This window comes from Caldinitratiruptor microaerophilus, from assembly GCF_025999835.1.
Classification (GTDB): Bacteria; Bacillota; Sulfobacillia; order Symbiobacteriales; family ZC4RG38; genus Caldinitratiruptor; species Caldinitratiruptor microaerophilus.
Genome location: NZ_AP025628.1, coordinates 3139747 through 3164220 on the forward strand (window position 1 = coordinate 3139747; position 24474 = coordinate 3164220).

Consider the following 24474-nt stretch of genomic DNA (forward strand, 5'->3'; position numbering starts at 1 on the left):
GGGTCATGGCCGACCGAGAGCTGCCGGACCGGGGAGAGCAGCCCGATGCCGGGCTCGTCTCCCGGCGCCAGTTCCTCGTGAGCACGGCGGTGGCCGCCGGCGGGCTGCTCCTGAGCCACCGCTGGGCCCGGGCCGCGCTGGTCACCTTGCGGCCCGTGCAGGTGGACAATCCGCTGGCCACGTACCCGGACCGGTCGTGGGAACGCCTGTACCGGGACCAGTACCGCTACGATGCGGAGTTCACGTTCATGTGTGTCCCGAACTGTACGCACAACTGCCGGGTCAAGGCCGTCATGCGCAACGGGGTCATGATCCGGGTGGAGCCCCCGTACACCGAGGGGACGGCGACGGACCTCTACGGCACGAAGAGTCACCCGGGCTGGCACCCCCGCGGGTGCCTCAAGGGGTACACGCTGCCCCGGCGCATCTACGGCCCCCACCGCGTGCAGGCGCCAATGGTGCGCAAGGGCTGGAAGGCCTGGGTCGAGGCCGGCTGGCCCGATCCCGACGACCCTGCGAACGTCGAGAAATACTTCCGCCGCGGCTGGGACGATTGGGTCAAGGTCTCCTGGGACGAGGCCTTCACCCTCGTGGCCAGCACGCTCCTGCACATCATCAAGAAGTACAGCGGCCCCGAGGGCGCCGAGCGCCTGCGCAGGCAGGGATACGACGAGGCGATGATCGAGGCCATGCACGGCTCCGGGGCGCAGACCGTCAAGCTCCGGAACGGCATGGCCCTGAACGGCGTCATCCGCATCAACGCCCTGACGCGCTTCGCCAACATGCTGGCCCTGGTCGACGGCAACCTGGGCGGCCGGCAGTGGTCCAGCTACGACTGGCACGGCGACCTGCAGCCAGGCCACCCGATGGTGACCGGCGTCAAGTGCTCCGACGTGGACCTGAACGACCTGCGAAACGCCAGGCTGATGATCTTCCTGGGCAAGAACATGGTCGAGAACAAGATGGCGGACGCCCACTGGTGGATCGAGATCATCGAGCGCGGCGGCAAGGTCGTCAACATCTCGCCGGAGTACAGCCCGGCCTCGCAGAAGGCCGACTACTGGATCCCGGTGCGCCCGGGCAGCGACATCGCCCTGCTCCTGGGCGTCGCCCGCATTCTGATGGACGAGGGCCTGGTCGATAGGGATTTCGTCAAGCAGCACACGGATCTGCCGCTTCTGGTCCGCATGGACACCCTGAAGCGCCTGAACGCCCGGGACATCGTCCCCGGTTACGAGCCCCCGCCCCTCGGCGGGTACAGCGAGTCGGTGCAGAAGATCAAGCCCGAGCTGCGCCAGAAGTGGGGCGACTTCGTGGTCTGGGACCAGAAGTCGGGCGGCCCCCGGATCATCACCCGGAACGACGTGGGCCGGCACCTGGTCCGCAAGGGCATCGACCCCGCCCTGGAGGGCTCCTTCCGGGTACGAACGGTCGACGGCCGGGAGGTGGAGGTGAAGCCGCTCTACCAGCTCTACCGGGAGCACCTCCGTGATTACGACCTCGACACCGTGGCGGAGATCACGGGGGCCCCCAAGGACCTCATCCGCCAGCTTGCCCTGGACCTGGGCACCATCAAGCCCGCGCACCTGGCCACCGGCGAGGGCGTCAACCACTACTTCCACAACGACCTCACCGGCCGGGCCGCCTGGCTGGTCATGACGCTGACGGGCAACGTGGGCAGGCCCGGCGCCAACTTCACCCACTGGGCGGGCAACTACCGGGGCGAGAACCACCCCGGCCTGCCGGTCTGGGTGGCGGAGGATCCGTTCCGACCGAACCTGGATCCCGACGCCCGTCCGGAGGACGTGCCCATCCGCAAGCTCTACAAGTCCGAGCACCCCGCGTACTGGAACTACGGCGACAAGCCCCTCAAGGTCGGGGGCAAGATCTTCACGGGCAAGACCCACATGCCGACCCCGACCAAGGTCATGTGGATCGCCAACTCCAACCACCTGAACAACGCCAAGTGGGCCCACCACATGATCGAGGTCGTGAACAAGCGGGTCGAGATGTTCATCGTCAACGACTGGGAGTGGACCGGCTCCTGCGAGCACGCGGACGTGGTCTTCCCGGTCGACTCGTGGGCGGAGATGAGCCAGCCCGACATCACCTCCGCCTGCTCGAACCCCTTCCTGAACGCCTGGAAGGGCGGCATGCCGCGCCTCTACGACACCCGGCAGGACGTCGAGGTCATGGCCGGCGTAGCGGCCAAGATGGCGGACCTCACCGGCGACCCGCGCTTCCGCGACTACTGGAAGTTCGTCCTGGAGGGCCGGTCGGAGGTCTACATCCAGCGGGTGCTGGATGCCTCCTCCACCACCCGGGGCTACAAGATCGACGAGCTGCTGAAGTCCGAGCGGGACTGGCTGATGATGTTCCGCACCTACCCGCGGATCTTCGGCTGGGAACAGGTGCACGAGTCCAAGCCCTGGTATACCAAGACGGGCCGCATGGAGCTCTACAAGGACGAGGACGAGTTCATCGAGGCCGGCGAGAACCTCATCGTGCACCGGGAGCCCGTGGAGGCCACGCCGTACCTGCCCAACGTGATCGTGGGGACCCACGAGGCCATCCGGCCGGTGAACCTCGTGAGCGACCTGAATTCGATCGATCCGGACGAGCGCAGCGTCCGCAACGTGAAGATGCCGTGGTCCCAGGTCAAGCAGACGAAGAATCCGCTCTGGGAGCAGGGTTTCCGTTTCTACTTCCTGACCCCGAAGTCACGGCACCGGGTGCACTCCTCCTGGGCGATGACCGACTGGAACGTGATCTGGGACTCCAGCTTCGGGGACCCGTACCGCGCCGACCCCCGGACGCCCAACGCCGGCGAGGCGCAGCTCCACATCAACCCCGAGGACGCCCGGGAGCTGGGCATCGAGGACGGCGACTACGTCTGGGTCGACGCCAATCCCGCCGACCGGCCGTACGTCGGCTGGAAGGAGACGGACCCCTACTACAAGGTGGCCCGGCTGAAGGTGCGCGCGCACTACAACCCCTCCTATCCGCGGGGCGTGACGATGATGAAGCACGCCATCTGGATCGCCAGCCCGCGCACGGTCGAGGCCAACGAAACGCGCCCCGACGGCCTGGCCATCTCCCCCACCGGCTACCTGGCGCACACGCGCACCGGCTCGCACCAGAGCTGCACCCGGGGGTGGCTGCAGCCCACCCACATGACCGACAGCCTGGTGCGCAAGGCGTACATGGGCCAGGAGATCGGCGAGGGCTACGAGCCGGACGTCCACGCGCCGAACACTTGCCCCAAGGAGACGCTGGTCCGCATCACCAAGGCGGAGGACGGCGGCCCCGGCGGGAAGGGGAAGTGGAAGCCCGCCGCCTCCGGCTACGCTCCGGGGAGCGAGAGCGAGGCGATGAAGGCGTACCTGAGCGGCAAGTTCGTCCGGATGTCGTAGCCGGGGCCAGGAGGCGGTGACCCATGGCGGAGGTCCAAAACTGGCAGCTGGGCCGCAAGATGCAGTACCCCTACGAGGAGGCCCGGCCGGAGCGCCAGTTCGCCGCGGTCTTCAACCTGAACCGATGCATTGGCTGCCAGACCTGCACCATGGCCTGCAAGTCCACGTGGACCTGGGGGCCGGGGCAGGAGTACATGTGGTGGAACAACGTCGAGACCAAGCCCTACGGCGGATACCCGCAGAACTGGGACGTGAAGCTCCTCTCGATGCTCGGCCCGCAGGAGTGGCAGGGCGGGGTCTACGCGGGGAAGACGATCTTCGAGGCGGCCGACCCCGCGAAGCAGACGACGTCCGGCTTCCTGGCCCTCGGCTACCTGCCGGCGGACGAGGAGTGGCGCTACCCCAACATCCACGAGGACACGGCGCAGGGCCACTCTCCCCACGGCGCCCGGCTGCCGGAGCACGAGAGCTGGTTCTTCTACCTCCCGCGGATCTGCAACCACTGCACCTACCCGGCCTGCCTGGCGGCCTGCCCGCGCAAGGCGATCTACAAGCGGCAGGAGGACGGGATCGTCCTCATCGACCAGAGCCGCTGCCGGGGCTACCGCAAGTGCATGGAGGCCTGTCCCTACAAGAAGCCCATGTACCGGGGCACCACGGCCACCACGGAGAAGTGCGTGGGGTGCTACCCCCGGATCGAGCAGGGACAGGTGACCCGCTGCATCGCCACCTGCATCGGCAAGATCCGCCTCTTCGGGTGGGTGAACGAGGAGTCGAGCCCCGTGCACTACCTGGTCCACAAGGCGAAGGTGGCGCTGCCTCTCTACCCCCAGTTCGGCACCGAGCCCAACGTGTACTACATTCCGCCCCGCTGGGTGCCCCGGGACTACCTGCGGCAGATGTTCGGGCCGGGGGTCGACGCGGCGATCGAGGCTTACGCGAAGCCCTCGCCCGAGCTCCTCGCCGTGCTCCAGCTCTTCGGCGCCACGGACCGGATCATCGCACGGTACCGCCTCGAGGGCGAGGCGATCGTCGGGTTCGACGACAGGGGCGCCGAGGTCGTGCGGGTGCCGATCGACGAAAAGGTCCAGGTCCGGCCGGCCGACCGGATGAACATCACGTGAGCGCGCAAGGGCCGGAGGTGGCCGTCATGGCAGACCCGCAGTCCGCCGGGGCGGAGGTGGTCCGGGCCGAGGCCCGGGGGCGGGTGTACGCCGCCCTGTCCCGGGCCTTCCTCTACCCCGACCCGCCGCTCTACGAGGCGCTCGTGTCCGGCGAGTTCCTCACCGTCCTGGAAGAGGCGCTGGCGGAGGTGCCCGAGGCCCGCGGGCTGTGGGGCGCGGCCGCCGGGGCCGCTCTGCGCGACGCGCTGGGCCGCAGTCTCGAGCGCCTCCCCACGCGAGCCGAGTGGGAGGGGCGGTACCTCCGGCTCCTCGGCCAGCCGGCCGCGCCGCTGTGTCCGCCCTTCGAGACCGAGTACACCGCCTCCCACCTCTACATGCAGACCCAGGCGATGGCCGACATCGCGGGGTTCTACCGGGCCTTCGGGGTCGGCCTGCCGGAGGGCGGCGGCCGGCCCGACCACATCGCCACGGAGCTGGAGTTCCTGTACTTCCTGTCGGTCAAGGAAGCCCTCGCCCTGGACGACGGGCACGGGGAGCGCCTCGCGGTGTGCCGGGAGGCCCACTCCCGCTTCCTCGAGGACCACCTCGGCCGCTGGACCGGCGTCCTCCACGCGCTCCTGCGGCGGCACGACGAGGGAGGCTTCTACGCGGCGCTGGCCGGGCTCACCGACGCCTGGGTGAGCCTGCAGTGCGAACGGGCCGGCGCCCTTCCCCGGAAGGTGACCCGCCTCACCCCCCTGTCCCGGGACGGGCTGGACGCCGGCGTCGCCGGCGCCGGCCGCAAAGGAGAGTGATCCCCTGTGCAGAGGTTGCTCACGCGCCGGCGCCTGCCGTTTGCGATCGCCCTTCTGGTGCTGATCGCCGCGGCGGTGGTACCGGCGATTTCCAAGATCGAGCTTGGCAAGTCCGCGGCCGCCCCGGCGGTGGTGGCCCGCTACGCGCCCGAACTTCCCGCCGACCCCTGGGACCCGGCCTGGCGGCGGGCGCCGGCCGTGCGGATGCCGGTGTCGGCGGTCGCCACCCCCGGGGCCCGGCCCATCCGTGACGTGTCGGTCCGGGCCCTGAACGACGGCAGGCGGATCGCCTTCCGGGTCGAGTGGGCCGACGATACCCAGGAGGTCACCACCCTGCGCCCGCAGGACTTCGGCGACCAGGCCGCCGTCCAGCTCACCACCGGGCCGATCAACGTCTGCATGGGTCAGGCCGACCGCTACGCCCACATCTGGCACTGGAAGGCCGACTGGCAGTACGGCAGCCGCGACATGCGGCGGCAGTACCCGAACCTCTACACCGACGGGTACTCCATCGGCGACCGGGGCCTGTTCCAGGAGGATCTCTTCACCCGGCCCGCGGCCACGGTCGGCAACCTGCGCGCCCGGCCGGCGCACGACACGCCGGTCGAGCACCTCATCGCCGGCGGCTTCAGCTCCCTCACCACCGTGCCGGACCCGAAGATGCAGAACGTGGGCGGGAACGGCGTGTGGAAGGACGGAAAGTGGGCCGTGGTGTTCGTCCGGGAGCTCGCCGCAGCCGGCGAGGGCGACCTCGGCCTCGTGCCCGGCGAGCCCGCCCAGGTGGCTTTCGCCGTCTGGGACGGCAAGCAGATGCAGCGGGACGGGATGAAGTACACGACGACCTGGGCCACCCTGACCCTCGACAGGCCCCCGCTGGCGAGGAGGTGAGCCCCGTGGAGCGCGCGCTCCAGGCGCTCTGGCTGGTGGCGTTCGCCGACTTCCTCTTCGGCCGCCTCCTCACCCGGGTGGGCATCTTCATGCCCAAGACGCCCGGGGTGCTCGCCGCCTACCGGCTCCTCTCCGACCTGGGCCAGATTGCCTTCAACCTGAGCTTCCTGGGCGGCACCCTGGCCCTGGCGTGGGCCCTGCGGCTTCTTGCCCGCGCCGGGGGTGCCGGCGCCCGGCTGCCCCGGCTCGCCGCCGTCGCCGCGGCGACGGCGGCCATGGCCGTGCTGGCCGCCCCGGCCGCGCCGGGCCCGGCAGTCTCGCTGGCCACCAGCGCGGTCCTGGGGCTGGCGGTCCTCCTCCTGGGGGCGGTGGCCATCGGGCGGGCGCGGGCGCCGGCCACCCGCCTGGGGCTGGGATGCGCGCTGGGTGCCAACCTGGCCTGGTACGGGGCCGCCTCCGCGCAGCTGCTTGCAGCGACTCTCGGGCTCCCCGCCGACCTCGCCGCCGTCACCCCCGTGCTGGGCTCCGGGGAACTCCTGGCCCTCGTCGCGCCGGTGGCCCTGGCGCTGGGCGTCGTGCCCGCCCCGGCGCCGGGGCGGATTCGATGGCTCCGGAGCCCCGGCCGGCTCCTGTCCGGTACCGAGGGCCGGGCGGCCGCGCTCGCGCTCGCCTCGGCGGCCGCCTTTGGCGCCGGGTACGCCGCCGGCGCCGACCTGGGCGGGGTGCTGGCCATCTGGTCCCTGGGCTTCACGCTGGTCTGGCCGGCCCCGCTGTACGCCATCGCGGCGGGCGCGGGGCTGTATCTTCTGCTGCGGCTTCTGGCGGGATCGCCACCGGAGCGGCTCCGGGCCGTGGGGCTCGGTCTCCTCTTCTGCGCCGGACTGGTCCTGCAGACCAACCAGCAACACGTGCTCGTCCTTCTCGCGTGGACGCTGCTGGGCCTCGAGAGCCTTCCGGCAGCGGCGAACGCCCGCCCTGCCCTGCCCGGAGGCGAGCCGGCATGACCCCGTGTGCGCGCGAGATCCCCTGCGCCCTCTGTCCCGACGAGGGGCGCTGCGGCCTCGACGGATCCGCCCACGACGCCTGGCTCCTGGCGCGCCGGCTTGGCGCCGTGACCCGGCGGGTGCTGGTGCTGAGCAACAAGGGCGGGGTCGGCAAGAGCACGGTGGCGGCCAACCTGGCGGCGGCCCTGGCCCTGGACGGTGCCGCCGTCGGCCTGGCGGACGCCGACATCACCGGTCCCAGCGTCCCTCTCGTCACGGGCCTGCAGGGCCAGCGCCTGCGGCTGGGACCGGAGGGTGCGGCGCCGGCCGAGCCCCTGCCGGGGTTCAGGGTGGCCTCGATCGGGTTCCTGCTCGAGAGCCCGGACGAGAGCGTGATGTGGCGGGACGCCTACAAGTACGAGTTCCTGCGGCAGCTCTTCGCCGGGGTGGCGTGGGGCCGGCTGGACTGGCTCGTGGTGGACATGCCGCCGGGCACCGGGGGGGAACTCATCGCCGTCCGGGAACTCCTCGGGCGGGTTGACGGCGCCGTGCTGGTCACCACGGCGAACGAGGTCGCCCTGCAGCACGTGCGGCGCGCCGCCACGGCCTGCAGGGCGAGCGACATCCCGATCCTCGGGATGGTCGAGAACATGAGCGGTCTCGTGTGCCCGCACTGCGGGGGCGAGGTCCACCCCTTCGGCGAGGGCGGTGGCGAGGCGGAGGCCGCCCGGCTCGGGGTGCCGTTCCTCGGCCGGGTACCGTTCGACCCCGCAGCCGTCGCCGGCGGACCGGTCGTGGTGATGAGGCCGGCGAGCCCGGCCGCCCGGGCCCTGCGGGAGGTCGCCCGGCGGTGCCGGCGGAGGCTGGAGGGCGCGGGGGCGGGTGGCACGGACGTCTGACCCAGCCCGCGGGTCCCTCCGGAAACGTCGGCCCCGTCAGGCGGACGGCTCGCCCCGCGCCGGGCGGGAGGGCGGCCGCAAGTTTTGTTTTCCAGAACGGAACAAATCGCCCGCTCCCACGTCATACCAGATAAGGGGACGTGAAAGGGGGCGCCGGCGGTGGAATTCCTCCTGCTTTTCCTGGCCTGGCTCATCTTCCAGCTGGCGACCGCCGGCGGCGGCCGGCGGAGCCGCGCCCGCCGGGCAGGCTGACGCCGCGCCGGCCTCACAGACCCCGCGGGGCGATCGATGCGCGAGAGGGCGGCTGCCGGGGCTCCACGTCCCGGCAGCCGCCCTGACGTCCGGGCTGCGTGCCGGCCCTACCCGTCCAGCCGGACCAGGGCGTCCACGGCGACGGCGCGGTCAGGGTAGAGGAGTACCGGATTCACGTCGACCTCCCGGAGCCCCGGCACCCGGGCCACCGCCCGGGACACGGCGGCGATGACCCGTGCGGCGGCGCCCAGGTCGACCGCCGGGCGCCCGCGCGCGCCGGTCAGGAGCGGGTAGCCTCGGAGTTCCCTCAGCATCTCCAGGGCGTCGGCCTCTGTCACCGGGGCCAGCCGCCAGGCCACGTCGCGGTACACCTCGGCGAAGATGCCGCCGAGTCCGGCTGTGACCACCGGCCCGAAGGACGGGTCCCGCAGCCCGCCGACCAGCAGCTCAACCCCGGGCGGCTCCTGGCGCTGGACCACCATGCCGTCGATCCGGGCCTCCGGGCGGCGCCGGGACACCGCGGCCATGATCTCCTCCCAGGCCGCCGCCACCTCGGCAGGGCCGGACACGCCGAGGCGCACGCCGCCCACGTCCGTCTTGTGGGCGATGTCCGGCGACGCCACCTTGAGCACCACCGGGTAGCCAACGTCCCCGGCCGCCGCGACGGCCTCGGCCGGCGTCGACGCAAATCGGGCCGGGGGGAAGGGCACGCCCCACTCGGCAAGGAGCCGGGCGGCCTCCCGTTCCCCGAGGAGCCGCCCCGGCGGAGCCCCGTTCCCGGCGGCGACCGCCGCCGCCTCCCGCCATGGGCGCTGCCAGCCGCGGGCGGCCCTCCACATCCGATACCGGGCCAGGGCCAGGACGGCCCGGGCGCCGCTGTGGAGACTGGGCAGCGCGATCCGGCCGGCCCGGGCGAACCCCTCGCGCCCGGCCGCCTGGAGCGGACCCGCGGGCAGCACGGTGGCCACGGGCGCCAGCCCGGAGCGTGTGCCCGGCATGGCCTCTGCCTCGGTCAGGGCGGCGTCGACCTCCCGGGCGAGCACGTCCGCCGGGATGTAGGGGGTCGACAGGACGATGAGGAAGACCAGGTCGACCCCCGGGTCGGCGGCGAGCCGTGCGGCCGCCCGGGCGATGTGGGCGGGGGAGGCCCCTGCCGTGGCGTCGACGTACCCGTCGGGCCGGCCGACCGCGGCGAAGGGCGGGAGCACGGCGGAGACGGCCTCGAGGGTCGCCGGGTCGAGGTGGGCCGGCACGGCGGCGCCGCCGCTCTCGCCCCACAGCGCGTCGGAGGCGAGCACACCGGCACCGCCGGCGTTGGTCAGGATGGCGACACGCAGCGGCTCTGCGGACCCGGGGGAGTCGGCATCGCCGCGCGAGGTGGTCCCGGCCCCCGGCGCCCCGACGGCGGGCCACAGCCTCTCCGCCGCGGTCAGGAAGGCGGTGAACTCCTCGGGGCTCCGGGCGACGAGCGCTCCCGCCTGCCGCAGCGTGCCCTCCCAGAGGGGGCCGGTCCCGGCCAGGTTGCCCGTGTGGGAGGCGGCAGCGGCGCCACCCGCCTCGGTGAGGCCGCCCTTCAGCACGACGACCGGCTTGTCGCGGGCCGCGCCGGCGATGGCATCGAGCAGGTCGCGGGCGCGGGTGGTCCCTTCCACGTAGACGCCGAGCGCGCGGGTGTCCGGGTCGGCGCCGAGGAAGCGGACGGCCTCCGCCAGGCTCACGTCGGCGGCGTTGCCGACGTTGACCATGCGGGCCAGACCCGGGGAGGACGGCTCCCCCGCCCACAGGCCGTACAGCCACGCCACCATGCCGCCGCTCTGGCTGACGAGGCTCACGGCCCCCGGGCGCAGGTGGGGGACGCTGAGAAAGGTGGTGTCCACGCCCGTCCGGGTGTCCGCCACCCCGATGCAGTTGGGCCCCAGGATCCGCACGCCCAGCCGGCGGCAGGCCGACGTGAGGCGCTCCTGCCGGCGCCGGCCTTCCTCGGTCCCGATCTCGGCGTAACCCGCGCCGGTGGCCACCAGCGCGCGCACGTCGCCCCTGGCGGCCTGGCGCGCCTCGAGGTCGGCGAGGAAGGCGTCCAGGGCGTCGGTGCGCAGGGCCAGCACCACGAGTTCCGCCGGACCCGGCACGTCGGCCAGCCGGGGGTAGGACGGCAGGCCCAGGATCTCCTCGCCGCTGGGGTTCACCGGGTAGATCGGGCCGGCGTAGCCGGCGGCCTTCAGGTTCTTCAGGATGTGGTGGCCGATGCGTGCGGGGTCGCGGGAGGCGCCGACCACGGCGATCCCGCGGGGGGAGAAGAAGTCCTGCAACCCCTGTCGCCTCCGTGCAGCGGGACATGCTACGAACGGTTGACCGGTCAACACTTCGCGGCCCGGGCGGCGATCCCCTCTTGCCGCAAGGCCCGTGAAAGGAGTTCGGCGCGCGGAGTCGAAACTGCTCCTGGTTACGTTACCCGGCCCCGGGAGGAAACGTGGCTTGACCGTGAACGCGATCGTCCTCTGCGGCGCCGAGAACACCGGGCCGCTCCGGGAAGTGGACCCGGCCCCGAACGAAGGCCTCATCCGCATCGGCGACCGGCCGATGGTCCAGTACGTGCTGGACGGCCTGCGCCAGTCCAGCCGGATCGGCCGCATCGTGCTGGTCGCCCCGCCGGGGGTCGTGGGGCCGGCGATCCGCGCCGACGGCGTCGTACTCGTGCCGCCCTCCGGCCACATCATCGACAACGTCCTGGCTGCGCTGGCTCACCTTCCACGGGACCGGAAGGTCCTCATCGCGACGTGCGACATCCCGCTGATCACAGGCCGCGTGGTCGACGGCTTCCTCGACCTGTGCGCGCAGCGGGAGGCCGACCTGTACTACCCGGTCGTGGAGCGCTCGGTGGCCGAGGCGCAGTACGCCGGGGTCCGCCGCACCTACGTCCGCCTGCGGGAGGGCACCTTCACGGGGGGGAACCTCTTCCTGGCCGACCCGGCCATCGCCGATACCGTGGCGCCCCGTATCCGGGCCTTCCTCGACGAGCGCAAGCGCCCGCTGCGCATGGCGGCCATCCTGGGCTGGAGTTTCGTGTTGCGGCTCGTGTTGCGCTCCCTGAGCCTCTTCGAGCTGGAGCGCAAGCTGTCGGACCTGTGGGGGATCCGGGGCGCGGTGATCAACTGTCCGTATCCGGAGGTCGGGATCGACGTCGACAAGCCCAGCGACCTGGAGCTCGCGCGCCGGTACCTCCGGAAGCCATGAGGGCTGGCGGCTGCCGACCCCAGGGGAGGCGGGGGACGTGCTGAAACTGAGTCGGGCTGCGAGGGTCGCCCTTCTGGTGAAGTCGCTGGTGGAGCACCCCGGGGAGGTGATCCCCCTGGCCCACTTCGCCGAGCGGCTGGGCGCGGCCAAGTCGTCCATCAGCGAGGACGTCGCCCTCGTGCGCGCCGCCTTCGAGACCGCCGGCGGCGGCCGCCTCACCACCCTGGCGGGAGCGGCGGGCGGGGTGGTCTACCTCCCGCTCCCCAGCCCGGCGGAGCAGGCCGACGTGGTGCGGCGCCTGGCCGGCGTGCTGTCGGCGCCGGAGCGGATCCTCCCGGGCGGATTCCTCTACATGACCGACGTCGTCTCGAGCCCCGTATGGGCGGCCCGGATCGGCGAGGTGTTCGCCGCCCGCTTCCACGCCGCCCGGCCCACCTGCGTGCTGACGGTGGAGACGAAAGGCATCCCCGTGGCCCTCATGACCGCCCGGGCGCTCAACCTGCCGCTCGTCATCGCCCGGCGGGAGGGCCGGGTCACCGAGGGGCCGCAGGTCACCATCTCCTACGTCACGGGATCGCGGGGCCGGATCGAGACGCTCACCGCCGGCATCCGGGCGATCCCGCCGGAGGCGCGGGTGCTCATCATCGACGACTTCATCAAGGCGGGCGGCACGGCCGCCGGCATGATCGAGCTCGTGCGGCAGTTCCCCGGGGCGACGGTGGTGGGCATCGGCGTGCTCGTCGCCACGGCCGAGCCCGCCCGCAAGCGCGTGAGCGGCTACCGGTCCTTGCTGACGCTGGAGGGCGTCGACGAGGAACAGGGCACGGTTCGCATCGTGCCCAGCGAGTCGGAGGGGTGAGGGGATGAACGAGCGGCTCCCGGCCGGCCTCGCGGACGTCGAGCGGGCCCGGTCCGTCCTCGCCGGGTTCACGGTGGCCACCCCCCTCCTGCACTCGGCGGCCCTGAGCAGCCTCTTGGGCTTCCCGGTCTACCTGAAGGCCGAGAACCTGCAGCGGACAGGCTCCTTCAAGGTTCGGGGCGCCTTCTACAAGATGTCCCGCCTCCCCGCCGAGGCGCGGGCGCGCGGGGTGGTCTCGGCTTCGGCGGGAAACCACGCCCAGGGGGTCGCGCTGGCGGCGAGCCAGCTGGGCATCCCGGCGACGATCGTGATGCCGGCCGGCGCGCCGATCACGAAGGTGCAGGCGACGGCCGGCTACGGGGCCCAGGTCGTGCTGCACGGGGCCACGGTCGACGACGCCTACGACCGCGCCCGTGAGCTCGAGCGGGAGACCGGCGCCACGTTCATCCCGGGCTTCGACGACCCGGACATCGTCGCCGGGCAGGGCACCATCGGCCTCGAGATCCTCGACGCCCTGCCGGACGCCGGCACGGTGCTCGTCCCCGTCGGCGGCGGCGGGCTCATCTCCGGGATCGCCCTGGCGATCAAGAGCCGGCGCCCGGCGGTGCGCGTCGTGGGGGTGCAGGCCGCAGGAGCGCCGGCGGTGCACCTCTCCTGGCAGGCGGGCCGCTACACCACCACGGACACGGTGCGGACCATCGCCGACGGGATCGCGGTCCGCCGGCCCGGCGTCCTGAACTGGGAGTACATCCGCCGCTACGTGGACGACGTGGTGACCGTCGGCGAGGAGGAGATCGGCCACAGCATCCTGCTGCTCCTCGAGCGGGCCCGCCTCGTGGTGGAGGGGGCCGGTGCCGTGGGGCTGGCCGCGCTCCTGGGCCGGGTGCGGCCGGAGCCCGGGCCGGTCGTGGTGGTGCTGTCGGGCGGGAACATCGACGTCAACATCCTCTCCCGGATCATCGAGCGGGGCCTGGTGCGGGCCGGCCGCTACGTGCGGCTGAGCGCGCTCATCCCGGACCGGCCCGGGAGCCTTAAGCGGCTCCTCAGCACGGTGGCCGCGCAGGGGGCCAACGTGCTCCAGGTCCACCACGAGCGGTGGCTCGACCGGGTGACCGTGGGCGAGGTGGAGGTCGACCTGGCCCTGGAGACCCGTGACCACGAGCACGCAGCCGGGCTCATCGCCGCGCTGGAGCGCGACGGCTACTCGGTCCGCAGGGTACCGCCCCTGCGCCCGACCGCAAACTGGTAACTGTGGGATGTTTTTCCGCGAGCCCACAGGAGGCGCGCGCCCGGCGCCGAACTTCCGTATCACTCCACACAAGGGAGTGACTGGAAGTGCAGGTGACCGGCGTACGCGTGCGACCGCTGGCCCGGGAGGGAGCCACCAAGGCGTTCTGCACGATCTTCCTGGACGGAGAGCTCGCCATCCACGACATCCGTGTGGTCGAGGGGAAGAACGGTCTCTTCGTGTCGATGCCCAGCCGCCGGCTGGACACCGGCGGCTACCGGGACGTCGCCCACCCCATCACGAGCAGCATGCGCGAGGCGATCCAGGAGCGCGTGCTGGAAGCGTATCGGGAGTCATGCGCCCGGATCGCCCGCAGCGGCGCCGCAGGGCCGGTGGGCGGGGGCGCTGCGCCGGACCGGGGCGAGGCACCCGGAACGTCCCCGAGTGCGGTGTCCGGGGCGGACCCGGGTGAGCCGGCCGGGGGGGACCGGCCGGAGGCGGTGGGGTCGGAGGCGGCTGCGGGGGGATCGTGAGCGCCCCCGCCTTCCCGGCTGTGTTACAATAGCCGTGGACATCCGCCGGGGAGGCTGTTGGGATGTCAGGGGTCTCGGCTGTGATCCTCGCGGCCGGCCTGGGCACCCGCATGCGCTCCCGCCTGCCCAAGGTGCTGCACCCCGTCGGCGGCCGTCCCATGGTCGGGCACGTGGTGGAGCACTGCCGGCAGGCGGGAGTGGATCGCGTCATCGTGGTCGTCGGCGCCGGGCGGGAGCAGGTACAGGCGTACCTGGGCGACTCGGTGGCGTACGCGGTGCAGGAGGAGCAGCTCGGGACCGCGCACGCCCTGCTCCAGGCGGAGCCGCTCCTGGACGGGGCGCGGGGTGACCTCCTGGTGCTGTACGGAGACACCCCGCTCCTGCGGCCCGAGGTGGTGAAGCGCCTCCTGGAGGCGCACCGGGAGAGCGGCGCGTCCGCCACGGTCCTGACCGCCCACGTGCAGGACCCCGGGTCCTTCGGCCGGGTGATCCGCGGCCCCGACGGCACGCTGGCGCGGATCGTCGAGTTCAAGGACGCCACGCCGGAAGAGCGGGCCGTCCGGGAGATCAACGCCGGCGTCTACTGTTTCCGGCTCGAGGGCTTCTTCCAGCACCTGCGGCGCGTGCCCCGCGGGCCGCAGGGCGAGTTCTACCTGCCGGACGTGCTGCCGCTCCTGATGGCAGCGGGCGGGCGCGTCGAGGCCGTGGCGGCAGCGGAGGAGGAGGACGTGCTGGCGCCCAACGACCGGCGCCAGCTGGCACAGGCGGAGGCCATCCTCCGCCGGCGGGTCCTGGACCGGCTCATGGAGAGCGGGGTCACGGTCGTCGACCCGGCCACCACCTGGGTGAGCGCCGAGGCGGAGGTGGGGCCGGACACGGTCCTGCTCCCCTTTACGTTCCTCGAGGGTCGGACGCGCGTGGGCCGGGACTGTGTCATCGGGCCGGGCTCCCGCGTGGTGGACTCGACGATCGGCGACCGCTCCCGGGTCGAGTTCTCGGTGGTCGAGTCGAGCCGGATCGCCGAGGACGTCCGGATCGGGCCGTACGCCCACGTCCGGCCCGGCTGCGAGATCGGTCCGGGGGTGGAGCTGGGCAACTACGCCGAGGTCAAGAAGGCCCGCCTGGGCCCCCGGGTGAAGATGCACCACCACGGCTACCTGGGGGACGTGGAGGTCGGCGAGGCGGCGAACATCGGGGCCGGGGTGATCACCTCCAACTACGACGGGGTGAACAAGTTCCGCACCGTCATCGGCCCCGGGGCGTTCGTGGGAACCAACGTGAACCTGGTCGCGCCCCTGACGGTGGGGGAGGGTGCGTACGTGGCCGCCGGTTCGACGGTCAACCAGGACGTGCCGCCGGGTGCCCTGGCCATCGCCAGGGCGCGTCAAGAAAACAAGGAAGGGTACGCAGCACGGATCCGGGCTCGGGCCAGGGTCCGCAAAGAGCCGGGGTAGGAGGTCGCACCGTTGGTGGGGTATCAGGACCGGCGGCTCAAGATCTTCGCCGGGAACGCCAACCCGGAGCTGGCGAGGGAGATCGCACGCCACCTGGGCATCGAGCTGGGTGACATGGAGGTGGGCCGGTTCTCCAACGGGGAGATCCGGGTGAAGCTCAACGAGAGCGTGCGCGGCTCGGACTGCTTCGTCATCCAGCCGACGTGTCACCCGGTGAACGACAACCTCATGGAGCTGCTCATCATCCTGGACGCGCTGCGGCGGGCGTCCGCCCGCCGGATCACGGCGGTCATCCCGCACTACGGGTACGCCCGCCAGGACCGGAAGGCCCGCGGGCGCGAGCCGATCTCCGCCAAGCTCGTGGCGAACCTGATCGTCACCGCCGGCGCGCGCCGGGTCCTGACCATGGACCTCCACGCCGACCAGATCCAGGGTTTCTTCGACGTGCCGGTCGACCACCTGCGGGCGGTGCCCCTCATCGCCGAGTACTTCAAGCGCAAGCGGCTCGAGAACCTCACGGTGGTCTCCCCGGACACCGGCGGCGTGGTCCGCGCCCGCGAGCTGGCCGAGCGGCTCGGGGTGGGGCTCGCCATCATCGACAAGCGCCGCCCCGAACCCAACCAGGCCGAGATCATGAACGTGATCGGCGACATCGCTGGCAAGACCTGCATCCTGCTGGACGACATGATCGATACCGCCGGCACCATCCTGGAGGGTGCCCAGGCGCTCCTGGAGCGGGGGGCGGCGGCGGTCTACGCCGCGGCCACCCACGCGGTCTTCTCCGGCCCGGCCTACGAGCGGCTGGCCCACCCCGGGCTGACGCAGGTCGTGGTCACCAACACGATCCCGGTCGACGCGGAGCGCCTGGGAGACAAGCTCGACGTCCTCTCCGTGGCCCCGCTCTTCGGCGAGGCCATCATCCGGATCCACGAGGATCTCTCGGTCAGCAAGATGTTCGATTGAACGCTCCCCGGGGATGGACCGCTGGCCGTTACGGATTCTTCACATCTCGTCCACACCGCTGCAAACGTTGCATGCGACGATGTAGGACCGGGGAGGTGAACCACAGTCATGGAGGGCGAGAACACCTACGCCCGCATGGCGGCCGGCCCCGGGCAGCCCGGGCCGGAGGGGGCGGAGCCGGGTGCCGTGACGGGCGCCGGGGCCGGAGAGGCGGAGCGCCTGCCGGACGAGACCCCGGGCTCCGGGGTGCCGGCGCCGGCGGCGACCGCGGATGGGGACCAGGCCCCGGCCGGGCGGCGGGACCGGGCGCGGCGGAGGCTGGCAGCCCTCGCGCTGGTGGCGCTGGGTGCCTTGGTGGGCGCGATCGCAGGAACTGCGGCGACGCTGGCGTGGATCGGTCCGGCCCGGTACCGGCCGGTGCCGCTGCCGCCGCCGGTGCCCGCCCGGCCGGTCGTGTACTCGGGTCAGGCAGACGTGGTGCAGATCTACAAGCAGGCTGCCCCGGCCGTCGTGCAGATCCTGACCCCGACCGGCACGGGCTCGGGGTTCATCTTCGACCCTGCGGGCTACATCCTGACGAATAACCATGTCGTCGAGGGCGCCCGCACGGTGAGGGTGCTCCTGGACGACGGGCGGGAGGTCACCGGCCGCGTCCTCGGGGTGGACCCGGGCAACGACGTGGCGGTGGTGGCCGCCCAGGCCGGTCCCGCGCCGCTGCCCACCCTGCCCCTGGGCGACTCGGACGCCGTGCAGCCGGGTGAGCCGGCGATCGCCATCGGCTTCCCGCTGGACGAGGGCAAGTCGGTCACGGCCGGGATCATCTCCGGCACGGGCCGGGTGAGCGAGCGGGTGAACGACTGGACCCTCTCGGGCCTGATCCAGACGGACGCCGCCATCAACCCCGGCAACTCCGGCGGGCCGCTCATGAACGCCGCCGGACAGGTGATCGGCATCAACACCCTGATTGCCAGCCCGGTGAGAGGTTTCACGGGGATCGGGTTCGCGGTGCCGATCAACGCCGTGCGCGCCGTGCTCCCGGACCTGCTGGCGGGCCGGCGCGTGGAGCACCCCTGGCTCGGGATCGGCGGCATCCCGCTGAACCCGCAGATCGCCGACGACCTCGGGCTGCAGGTGACGTCCGGCATCCTGGTCCAGAAGGTGTACCCCGGCACGGCGGCGGAGGAAGCCGGCCTGCGGCCTGCCGTCCAGCGGCCCGACGGGGAGTGGGTCGGGGGCGACGTCATCACGGCGATCGACGGGCGGGCCCTGCGGGACGTGGCGCAGCTTCAGTCGTACCTGGCCTCCCGCCGGGTCGGTGACCGGGTCCGGCTGACCGTCCGGCGCGGGGACCAGACGCTGACCGTCGAGGCGACCCTGACCGCCCGGCCGGAGCGGGAGGCGCTCCGGTAGGGGGAGAGCGCGAGCGGGCAGGAGGGTGCGGGTGACACCGTGGATCGTGGCGGGCCTGGGGAACCCGGGCCCGCGTTACGCTCGGACGCGGCACAACGTGGGCTTCTGGGTGGTCGACCGCATCGCGGGTGACAAGGGCCTGGGGCCCTTCCGCAGCGGCCACCAGGCTCTCTACGTGGAGTGGCGCGTGGGGCAGGAGCGGGCCGTGCTCCTCAAGCCCCAGACGTTCATGAACCTGAGCGGCGAAGCCGTGGCCGCGGCGCTGCGCTGGTACAAGGCGGACGCGGAGCACCTCATCGTGATCTACGACGACATCGACCTCAAGCCGGGGCGCCTGCGCCTGCGCGAGCAGGGTTCGAGCGGGGGCCACCGCGGCGTCCAGTCCGTCATCGAGGCGGTCGGCACCTCGCGCTTCCGGCGGATCCGCATCGGGGTCGGACGCCCGGCGCCCGGGTGGGACGCCGCGGACTGGGTCCTGGCCCCCTTCGATCCGGACGACGAGGCGCGGGTCCTCGAGGCCGTCGCGCGAGCGGCGGAGGCCCTCGAAGTCGCCATCCGCCTGGGCTTCACCACGGCCATGAACCGGTTCAACGGCATAGCGTGAACCGGCGGCGGGGGACACTAGCCCCGGATGGGTCGGGGGGCGGTCGGGTGCGCGTCGTCTATCGCTGTTCCCGGTGCGGCAGGCAGATCGCCGAGCTGCACCTGCCCGTGCTCAGCGAGGCCGCGCTGGGGCTGGACGCGTTGACCCCCGAGGAGCGCGCCGATATAATTAGCTTTGATGCGGCGGCTGAGACCGTCAGCCTGAGGTCGCTGTGCGACCGCTGCGTCGAAGGGCTGGAGATGGATGCCCCCCTTGCCTGGCGGCGGGTCCATTGACCCGCCGGGTGTCGGGCTGAACGCCGCCCTGCACGCGCCGGGTGGATCCGCGCGCAAACACGGATGTCTCGGGCTGTAGCCCCCGTCCTGCGGGGCTAGAGCCCCTGGGCTGTTTTGTCCAATTTTTCCGATGTACCCGTACCCCCGCCTGTACCGGGGGCATGGGCGTGTTGTGCTGCGAACCTGCCGAGCCCGCGATGAGGAGGCGCCGCACCCGGATGCTGGCCGAAACCCTGCTGGATCTTCTCCACCAGGCACCCGAGTTCCACACGCTGCTCGAAGGGCTCAAGAAGGGCTACACGGAGCAGCTCGTCTACGGACTGAGCGGCTCGATGAAGTCCTTCCTGGTGGCCGGGCTGCGGCGCGAGACGGGGCGGCCCGTGCTCGTGGTGACCAGCAGCACCCAGCAGGCGGAGCGGATGCGGGAGGACCTGGCCACCTGGCTGCCCGGCCAGGAGGCGCTGGTGTTCCCGCCGATGGAGTACGTGCCCTTCGAGGTGGTGGCCCGCAGCCCGGAGGTGGCGGGACAGCGCTTGGCCGTGCTCGAGCGGCTTGCGCTGGGCGAGAACCTCGTCGTCATCGCCCCCGCCCCGGCGCTGCTGCGCACGCTGCTCCCTCGGCGGATCTTCCAGGCGGCCCTCACGCGGGTCCGCCTGGGCGGGGACCTCGACGTGCGGTCCTTCGCCGCGGCGCTCAGCCGTCGCGGCTACGAGCGTGTGGAGATGGTGGAGGCAGGGGGCCAGTTCGCCGTCCGCGGCGACATCCTCGACGTCTGGCCGCTGACCGCCGACTCGCCGCTGCGGATCGAGACGGAATGGGACCGCATCGCCCGCCTCACCCGTTTCGACCCCGTCTCCCAGCGCTCGACCGCCGAGGTGGAGGAGGCCCTCGTCGGCCCCGCCCGCGAGTTCATCCTGCCGGAGCAGGTGGAGGATGCGCTCGGCCGGATCCGGCAGGAACTGGAGCAGACGGTGGCACGCCTGCAGCGGCGCTACGAGCGGGAGGTGCGGCAGGCCCGCGAGAAGGCGGAGGAGTTCCTGCGCGGCGAGGGTGCCGAGCGCTTGCGGGAGACCTTCTTCAAGCCCGAGGACCTGGCTTCCCGCCTGCGCGAGCGCGTGGAGTCCCACCTCGAGAGGCTCGCGGCGGGAGTTGACTTCGAAGGCTCCGACCTGTACGCCCCCTACTTCTACCCCGAGGCGGCGACCCTCCTCGATTACTTCGCCCGCCCGCCGCTGGTGGTGGTCGACGAGCCGGCGCGCCTCCGGGAGGCGGCCACCGACCTCGACCGGCAGGGGCAGGAGCGCCAGATCACGCACCTGGAGAGGGGCGGGCTCCTCCCCGGGCAGCTCGGCCTGTACCTCTCCTACGAGGCGTTCCTGGGCCGGCTGCGCCGCTGGCAGTCGATCCACCTGAGCCTGCTGCTGCGCAAGGTCCAGGGCCTCGAGCCCCAGCACACCGTGGCGGTGACGGGCCGGCCCATGCAGGAGTTTCACGGACAGTGGCCGCTCTTCACGGAGGAGCTGAACCGCTGGCGGCAGCAGCACTACCGGGTCTTCGCCGTGGCGAGCACCACCGAGCGGCAGCAGCGGCTGAAGACCGCCCTCCTGGACTCGGGCGTGCCGCCGGCCCTGGCCGAGCCACAGCTGAGCCTGGACGGCAACCTGGGCTGGCCGCAGCCGGCCCCCGGGCAGGTGAGCGTCGCCGCCGGCAGCCTGGAGGCGGGGTTCCTGTGGCCCGGCCTGCGGCTCGCCGTGGTCACCGACGGGGAGATCTACGGCCGGACGAAGAAGCGGCGCCGGGTGCAGCCATCCCCGGCCGGCCGGGAGGGCATGCGCCTCACCTCCTTCCAGGACCTCAACGTGGGCGACTACGTCGTCCACAAGGCCCACGGCATCGGCCGGTACCTCGGGGTCCAGTCCGAGACCATCCTGGGCGTGACCCGGGACTACATCGTGATCCAGTACGAGGGCACGGACCGGCTCAAGATCCCGACCGACCAGCTCGACCAGATCCAGAAGTACATCGGCACGGACGGACACGAACCCCGGCTGAGCCGCCTGGGCGGCACCGAGTGGTCACGGGTCAAGGCGCGCGTCAAGGAGTCGATCCGGGAGATGGCGGCCGAGCTCCTGCGCATCCAGGCGATGCGCCAGGCGGTGCCCGGGCACGCCTTCAGCCCGGACACGCCGTGGCAGCGGGAGTTCGAGGACGCCTTCCCCTACGAGGAGACCCCGGACCAGCTGCGGGCCGCCGAGGAGATCAAGCGGGACATGGAGAAGCCGCGCCCGATGGACCGGCTCCTCCTCGGCGACGTGGGGTACGGGAAGACCGAGGTCGCGCTGCGGGCCGCCTTCAAGGCGTGCGCGGACGGCAAGCAGGTCGCCTTCCTGGTCCCCACCACCATCCTGGCCCAGCAGCACTTCGCCACCTGCACGCAGCGGTTCGCCGGCTTTCCCATCGTCGTCGACGTGCTGAACCGCTTCCGCACCCCCCGCGAGCAGCAGCAGGTGCTTGAGCGGCTCGCCCGGGGCGAGATCGACCTGATCATCGGCACCCACCGGCTCCTGAGCGACGACGTCCGCTTCAAGGACCTGGGCCTCGTCATCGTGGACGAGGAGCAGCGCTTCGGCGTCCAGCACAAGGAGAAGCTCAAGCGGCTGCGGGCGATGGTCGACGTCCTCACGCTGTCCGCCACCCCCATCCCGCGCACCCTTCACATGGCCCTGGTGGGCCTGCGGGACATCAGCACCATCGCCACCCCGCCCGAGGACCGGTACCCGGTGGAAACCTACGTGGCCGAGTTCGACGAGGCGCTCATCCGGGACGCCATCGAGCGCGAGCTGGCACGCGGCGGGCAGGTCTACTTCGTGCACAACCGGATCCAGACCATCGAGCGCGTCGCCGCCCGGCTGCGGGAGCTCGTCCCCGAGGCCCGCTTCGCCGTCGCCCACGGCCAGATGAAGGAGGAGAAGCTCGAGCAGGTGATGCTCGACTTCCTGGACCGGGAGTACGACGTGCTGGTGGCCACGACCATCGTCGAGTCGGGTCTGGACATCCCCAACGTGAACACGATCATCGTCAACGACGCCGACCACCTGGGCCTGGCGCAGCTGTACCAGCTGCGTGGCCGGGTCGGGCGGTCGAACCGGGTCGCGTACGCCTACTTCCTGTACCGCAAGGACAAGGTCCTGAGCGAGGTGGCCGAGAAGCGCCTGCAGGCGATCAAGGACTTCACTGAGCTCGGCTCCGGCTTCAAGATCGCCATGCGGGACCTCGAGATCCGGGGCGCGGGCAACATCCTGGGGCCCGAGCAGCACGGCTTCATCTTGAGCGTGGGCTTTGACCTGTACACTCAGCTCCTGGAGGAGACCATCCGCGAGCTGAAGGGCGAGGCCCCGCCGCCGCCGGAGTTCCAGCCCACCGTGGAGCTGCCGGTGGACGCCTTCCTGTCGGACCAGTACATCGCCGACCCGCGGCAGAAGATCGAGGCGTACAAGCGCATCAGCGCGATCCGGACCCTGGATGAGGCCCGCGACGTGTACGACGAGCTGACCGACCGCTTCGGCTCCCTGCCGAAGCCGGCCGCGAACCTGCTGGCCCTGGCCCGGCTCCGGGTGCTGGCCGCGGACGCCGGGGTGACCTCGATCGCCCAGACCCGCGACCGGGTGCACTTCAAGTTCCTGATCGAACAGGGGCCGGACCGGGACGTCATCGCCGACCTCAACCGCAAGTACCGGGGGCGCCTCCAGCTGTCGGTCACGCGGCCGCCCACCCTGACCCTGCGCGCCCACGGGTTCATGCCGGAGGACGTGCTCTACGCCGCCGAGGACATCCTCACCCGGCTGGTCGAGCGCTCCCCGGCCCGGGTGTGAGGGAGGGTAACGGGTGAAGCGCGCGTTCGGGGTCCTGCTTGCCCTCGCCGTGGCCGCCGCCCTCCTGGCCGGGTGCAAGGCGCGGCCCACCTCAGGCCCGGCGGCGGCGCCGGGGCTGCCGCCGGGCGTGGTCGCGGAGGTCGGCGACGTCCGGATCCCGGCCCAGGCTCTCGAGACCCGCCGCAAGGTCCTCACCCTCTACTACCGGGAGGAGGCGGACGAGAGCCGCCTGGTCGACGAGCTCGTCGACCAGGCCCTCCTCGTCGCCGAAGCCCGGCGGCGAGGCCTGTCCGTCTCGGAGGCGGAGGTCGAGGCCGAGCTGGCCCGCTTCGCCGGGGCCCTGGAGGCGCGCTACGGCGGCCGTGCCGAGCTCGAGGCGGCGATGAGCCAGGTGGGGCTCACGTGGGCCGACCTGCGCCGTTTCCTCCCCGACGTGCTCCTGGCCGAGCGGGCGGCCGCGGCCGTGCGCGGCGGCGTTACCGTCCCCGAGGCAGATCTTGAGGAGTTCTACGAGGAGAACAAGGCGCGCCTCTACACCTTCACCGACGACGTGGTGCGCCTGCGCCACATCCTGGTCCCCCCGGAGGCGCGCGATCGGGCCGGCGACGTTCTCCGCCGCGCGCGGGCAGGGGAGGACTTCGCCGCGCTCGCCCGGGAGTTCTCTGCCGACCCCGCCAGCCGGGATCACGGCGGCGACCTGGGCTACCTGCGGCGCGCCGACATGGACCCGGACATGGCCGCGGTCGCGTTCGCCCTCATGCCCGGCGAGGTGGGCGGGCCGGTGAAGAGCGAGTTCGGCTGGCACATTATCAAGGTGGATGAGCGCCGCCCGCCCGGCACGGTCCCCTTTGCCGAGGCCCGGTCGGACGTCGTGCGGCGCCTCCTGCCGGCTCGCCAGGCCGAGGCGCTCCGCAAGTGGCTCGAAGAGCAGCGCGCGGCGGTGCCGATCCGGCGGGCGACCCCCGCCCCGGGAGAGACGGCGCCCAGGCGACAGAACGGTGGAAAGGGTTAACGGCCCAGTAGCATCCCCGCCAGAATTGAATACGAATGTAAGGGCTGCTATATACTATCATCGCCGAGCCGGTGTGAGGTGACGAAGGAGGGTTGGGAGATGAAGGCCACAGGCATCGTCAGGCGCATCGATGACCTCGGCCGGGTCGTGATTCCGAAGGAGATCCGACGCACCCTGCGGATCCGGGAAGGCGATCCCCTGGAGATCTTTGTCGACCGCGACGGCGAGGTGATCCTGAAGAAGTACTCCCCCATCGGGGAGCTGGGGGATTTCGCCAAGGAGTACGCCGATTCCCTGTACGAGACCACGGGCCACATCGCCCTGATCGCGGACCGCGACACGGTCATCGCCGTGGCCGGCGCGCCGAAGAAGGAGTTCATGAACAAGCCGATCGGCTCCATGGTCGAGCGGGTGATGGAGGACCGGAAGTCCATCCTCGTCAACCGGCCCGGGGAGCAGAAGAACCTCCGGGGGGCGCTGATCGGCGAAGACGAGGAGGAGAACGCGAAGTACTCGGCGCTGGTGGTGGCTCCCATCGTGGCGGCCGGCGACCCGATCGGCGCGGTGATCCTGTGCTCCCGGGAGCCCGGCGTCACCATGGGGGACCTCGAATTGAAGCTGGTGGAGACGGCAGCGGGTTTCCTGGCCAAGCAGATGGAGCAGTAGCTCCTTCGGGC

Annotated in this window: 19 protein-coding genes; 18 read left to right on the forward strand and 1 reads right to left on the reverse strand. The window is 72.0% G+C overall.

The genetic code is table 11. The annotated features are described in order from the left end of the window. Positions 1 to 5 precede the first annotated feature (5 nt). The 6 genes from caldi_RS15255 to caldi_RS15280 are packed head-to-tail and all read left to right on the forward strand — an operon-like array spanning position 6 to position 8101. Positions 6 to 3413, forward strand: a complete 3408-nt coding sequence (locus caldi_RS15255; RefSeq protein ID WP_264842611.1) for a molybdopterin-containing oxidoreductase family protein — start codon at positions 6 to 8, stop codon at positions 3411 to 3413. Positions 3414 to 3436: 23 nt separating this feature from the next. Then, on the forward strand, positions 3437 to 4537 hold the full coding sequence (locus tag caldi_RS15260) for a 4Fe-4S dicluster domain-containing protein (protein WP_264842612.1): 1101 nt from the start codon (positions 3437 to 3439) through the stop codon (positions 4535 to 4537). Positions 4538 to 4563: 26 nt separating this feature from the next. Beyond that, complete coding sequence (locus tag caldi_RS15265; RefSeq protein ID WP_264842613.1) at positions 4564 to 5331, forward strand: TorD/DmsD family molecular chaperone; 768 nt, start codon at positions 4564 to 4566, stop codon at positions 5329 to 5331. Between the two features lie 6 nt (positions 5332 to 5337). Then, the gene (locus caldi_RS15270; protein WP_264842614.1) at positions 5338 to 6219 is read left to right on the forward strand and encodes an ethylbenzene dehydrogenase-related protein; all 882 of its coding nucleotides are present in this window, start codon (positions 5338 to 5340) and stop codon (positions 6217 to 6219) included. A gap of 5 nt (positions 6220 to 6224) precedes the next feature. Continuing rightward, on the forward strand, positions 6225 to 7223 hold the full coding sequence (locus tag caldi_RS15275) for a hypothetical protein (protein WP_264842615.1): 999 nt from the start codon (positions 6225 to 6227) through the stop codon (positions 7221 to 7223). After that, positions 7220 to 8101, forward strand: a complete 882-nt coding sequence (locus caldi_RS15280) for an Mrp/NBP35 family ATP-binding protein (protein WP_264842616.1) — start codon at positions 7220 to 7222, stop codon at positions 8099 to 8101. Before caldi_RS15275 ends, caldi_RS15280 begins: the two co-directional genes overlap by 4 nt. Positions 8102 to 8460: 359 nt before the next feature. Here caldi_RS15280 and caldi_RS15285 read toward each other — a convergent pair whose 3' ends face one another. After that, positions 8461 to 10662: an acetate--CoA ligase family protein gene (locus caldi_RS15285; protein WP_264842617.1), complete on the reverse strand. Its 2202-nt coding sequence runs from the start codon at positions 10660 to 10662 to the stop codon at positions 8461 to 8463. Between the two features lie 172 nt (positions 10663 to 10834). On the opposite strand from caldi_RS15285, the gene caldi_RS15290 reads away from it, so the two are divergent. From caldi_RS15290 to spoVT, 12 genes are all read left to right on the forward strand, one after another. Beyond that, positions 10835 to 11587 carry a nucleotidyltransferase family protein gene (locus caldi_RS15290; RefSeq protein ID WP_264844826.1) on the forward strand — a complete coding sequence of 251 codons (753 nt, stop codon included), beginning with the start codon at positions 10835 to 10837 and terminating at the stop codon, positions 11585 to 11587. Positions 11588 to 11624: 37 nt separating this feature from the next. Further along, complete coding sequence (gene purR / locus caldi_RS15295; RefSeq protein WP_264842618.1) at positions 11625 to 12446, forward strand: pur operon repressor; 822 nt, start codon at positions 11625 to 11627, stop codon at positions 12444 to 12446. Between the two features lie 4 nt (positions 12447 to 12450). Continuing rightward, positions 12451 to 13695: a threonine ammonia-lyase gene (ilvA, locus tag caldi_RS15300; RefSeq protein WP_264842619.1), complete on the forward strand. Its 1245-nt coding sequence runs from the start codon at positions 12451 to 12453 to the stop codon at positions 13693 to 13695. A gap of 86 nt (positions 13696 to 13781) precedes the next feature. Next, positions 13782 to 14207 (forward strand): SpoVG family protein, encoded by a 426-nt coding sequence (locus caldi_RS17685; RefSeq protein ID WP_319951771.1) that lies wholly within the window; start codon positions 13782 to 13784, stop codon positions 14205 to 14207. 62 nt (positions 14208 to 14269) lie between these two features. Then, a complete protein-coding gene (glmU, locus tag caldi_RS15310) occupies positions 14270 to 15661 on the forward strand; it encodes a bifunctional UDP-N-acetylglucosamine diphosphorylase/glucosamine-1-phosphate N-acetyltransferase GlmU (protein WP_264842620.1) in 1392 nt (463 codons plus the stop codon). Positions 15662 to 15676: 15 nt separating this feature from the next. Further along, positions 15677 to 16624, forward strand: coding sequence for a ribose-phosphate diphosphokinase (locus caldi_RS15315; RefSeq protein WP_264844827.1), 948 nt, complete (start codon positions 15677 to 15679; stop codon positions 16622 to 16624). Between the two features lie 108 nt (positions 16625 to 16732). After that, positions 16733 to 18034: a S1C family serine protease gene (locus tag caldi_RS15320; RefSeq protein ID WP_264842621.1), complete on the forward strand. Its 1302-nt coding sequence runs from the start codon at positions 16733 to 16735 to the stop codon at positions 18032 to 18034. 31 nt (positions 18035 to 18065) lie between these two features. Then, entirely contained in the window at positions 18066 to 18638 is a 573-nt protein-coding gene (gene pth, locus caldi_RS15325) for an aminoacyl-tRNA hydrolase (RefSeq protein ID WP_264842622.1), read from the forward strand. Positions 18639 to 18685: 47 nt separating this feature from the next. Then, positions 18686 to 18913, forward strand: a complete 228-nt coding sequence (locus caldi_RS15330; protein WP_264842623.1) for an anti-sigma-F factor Fin family protein — start codon at positions 18686 to 18688, stop codon at positions 18911 to 18913. Positions 18914 to 19131: 218 nt separating this feature from the next. Then, positions 19132 to 22785: a transcription-repair coupling factor gene (gene mfd / locus caldi_RS15335; RefSeq protein WP_264842624.1), complete on the forward strand. Its 3654-nt coding sequence runs from the start codon at positions 19132 to 19134 to the stop codon at positions 22783 to 22785. A gap of 13 nt (positions 22786 to 22798) precedes the next feature. Then, positions 22799 to 23797: a peptidylprolyl isomerase gene (locus caldi_RS15340; RefSeq protein WP_264842625.1), complete on the forward strand. Its 999-nt coding sequence runs from the start codon at positions 22799 to 22801 to the stop codon at positions 23795 to 23797. 99 nt (positions 23798 to 23896) lie between these two features. Continuing rightward, complete coding sequence (gene spoVT, locus caldi_RS15345; protein WP_264842626.1) at positions 23897 to 24463, forward strand: stage V sporulation protein T; 567 nt, start codon at positions 23897 to 23899, stop codon at positions 24461 to 24463. Positions 24464 to 24474 lie beyond the last annotated feature (11 nt).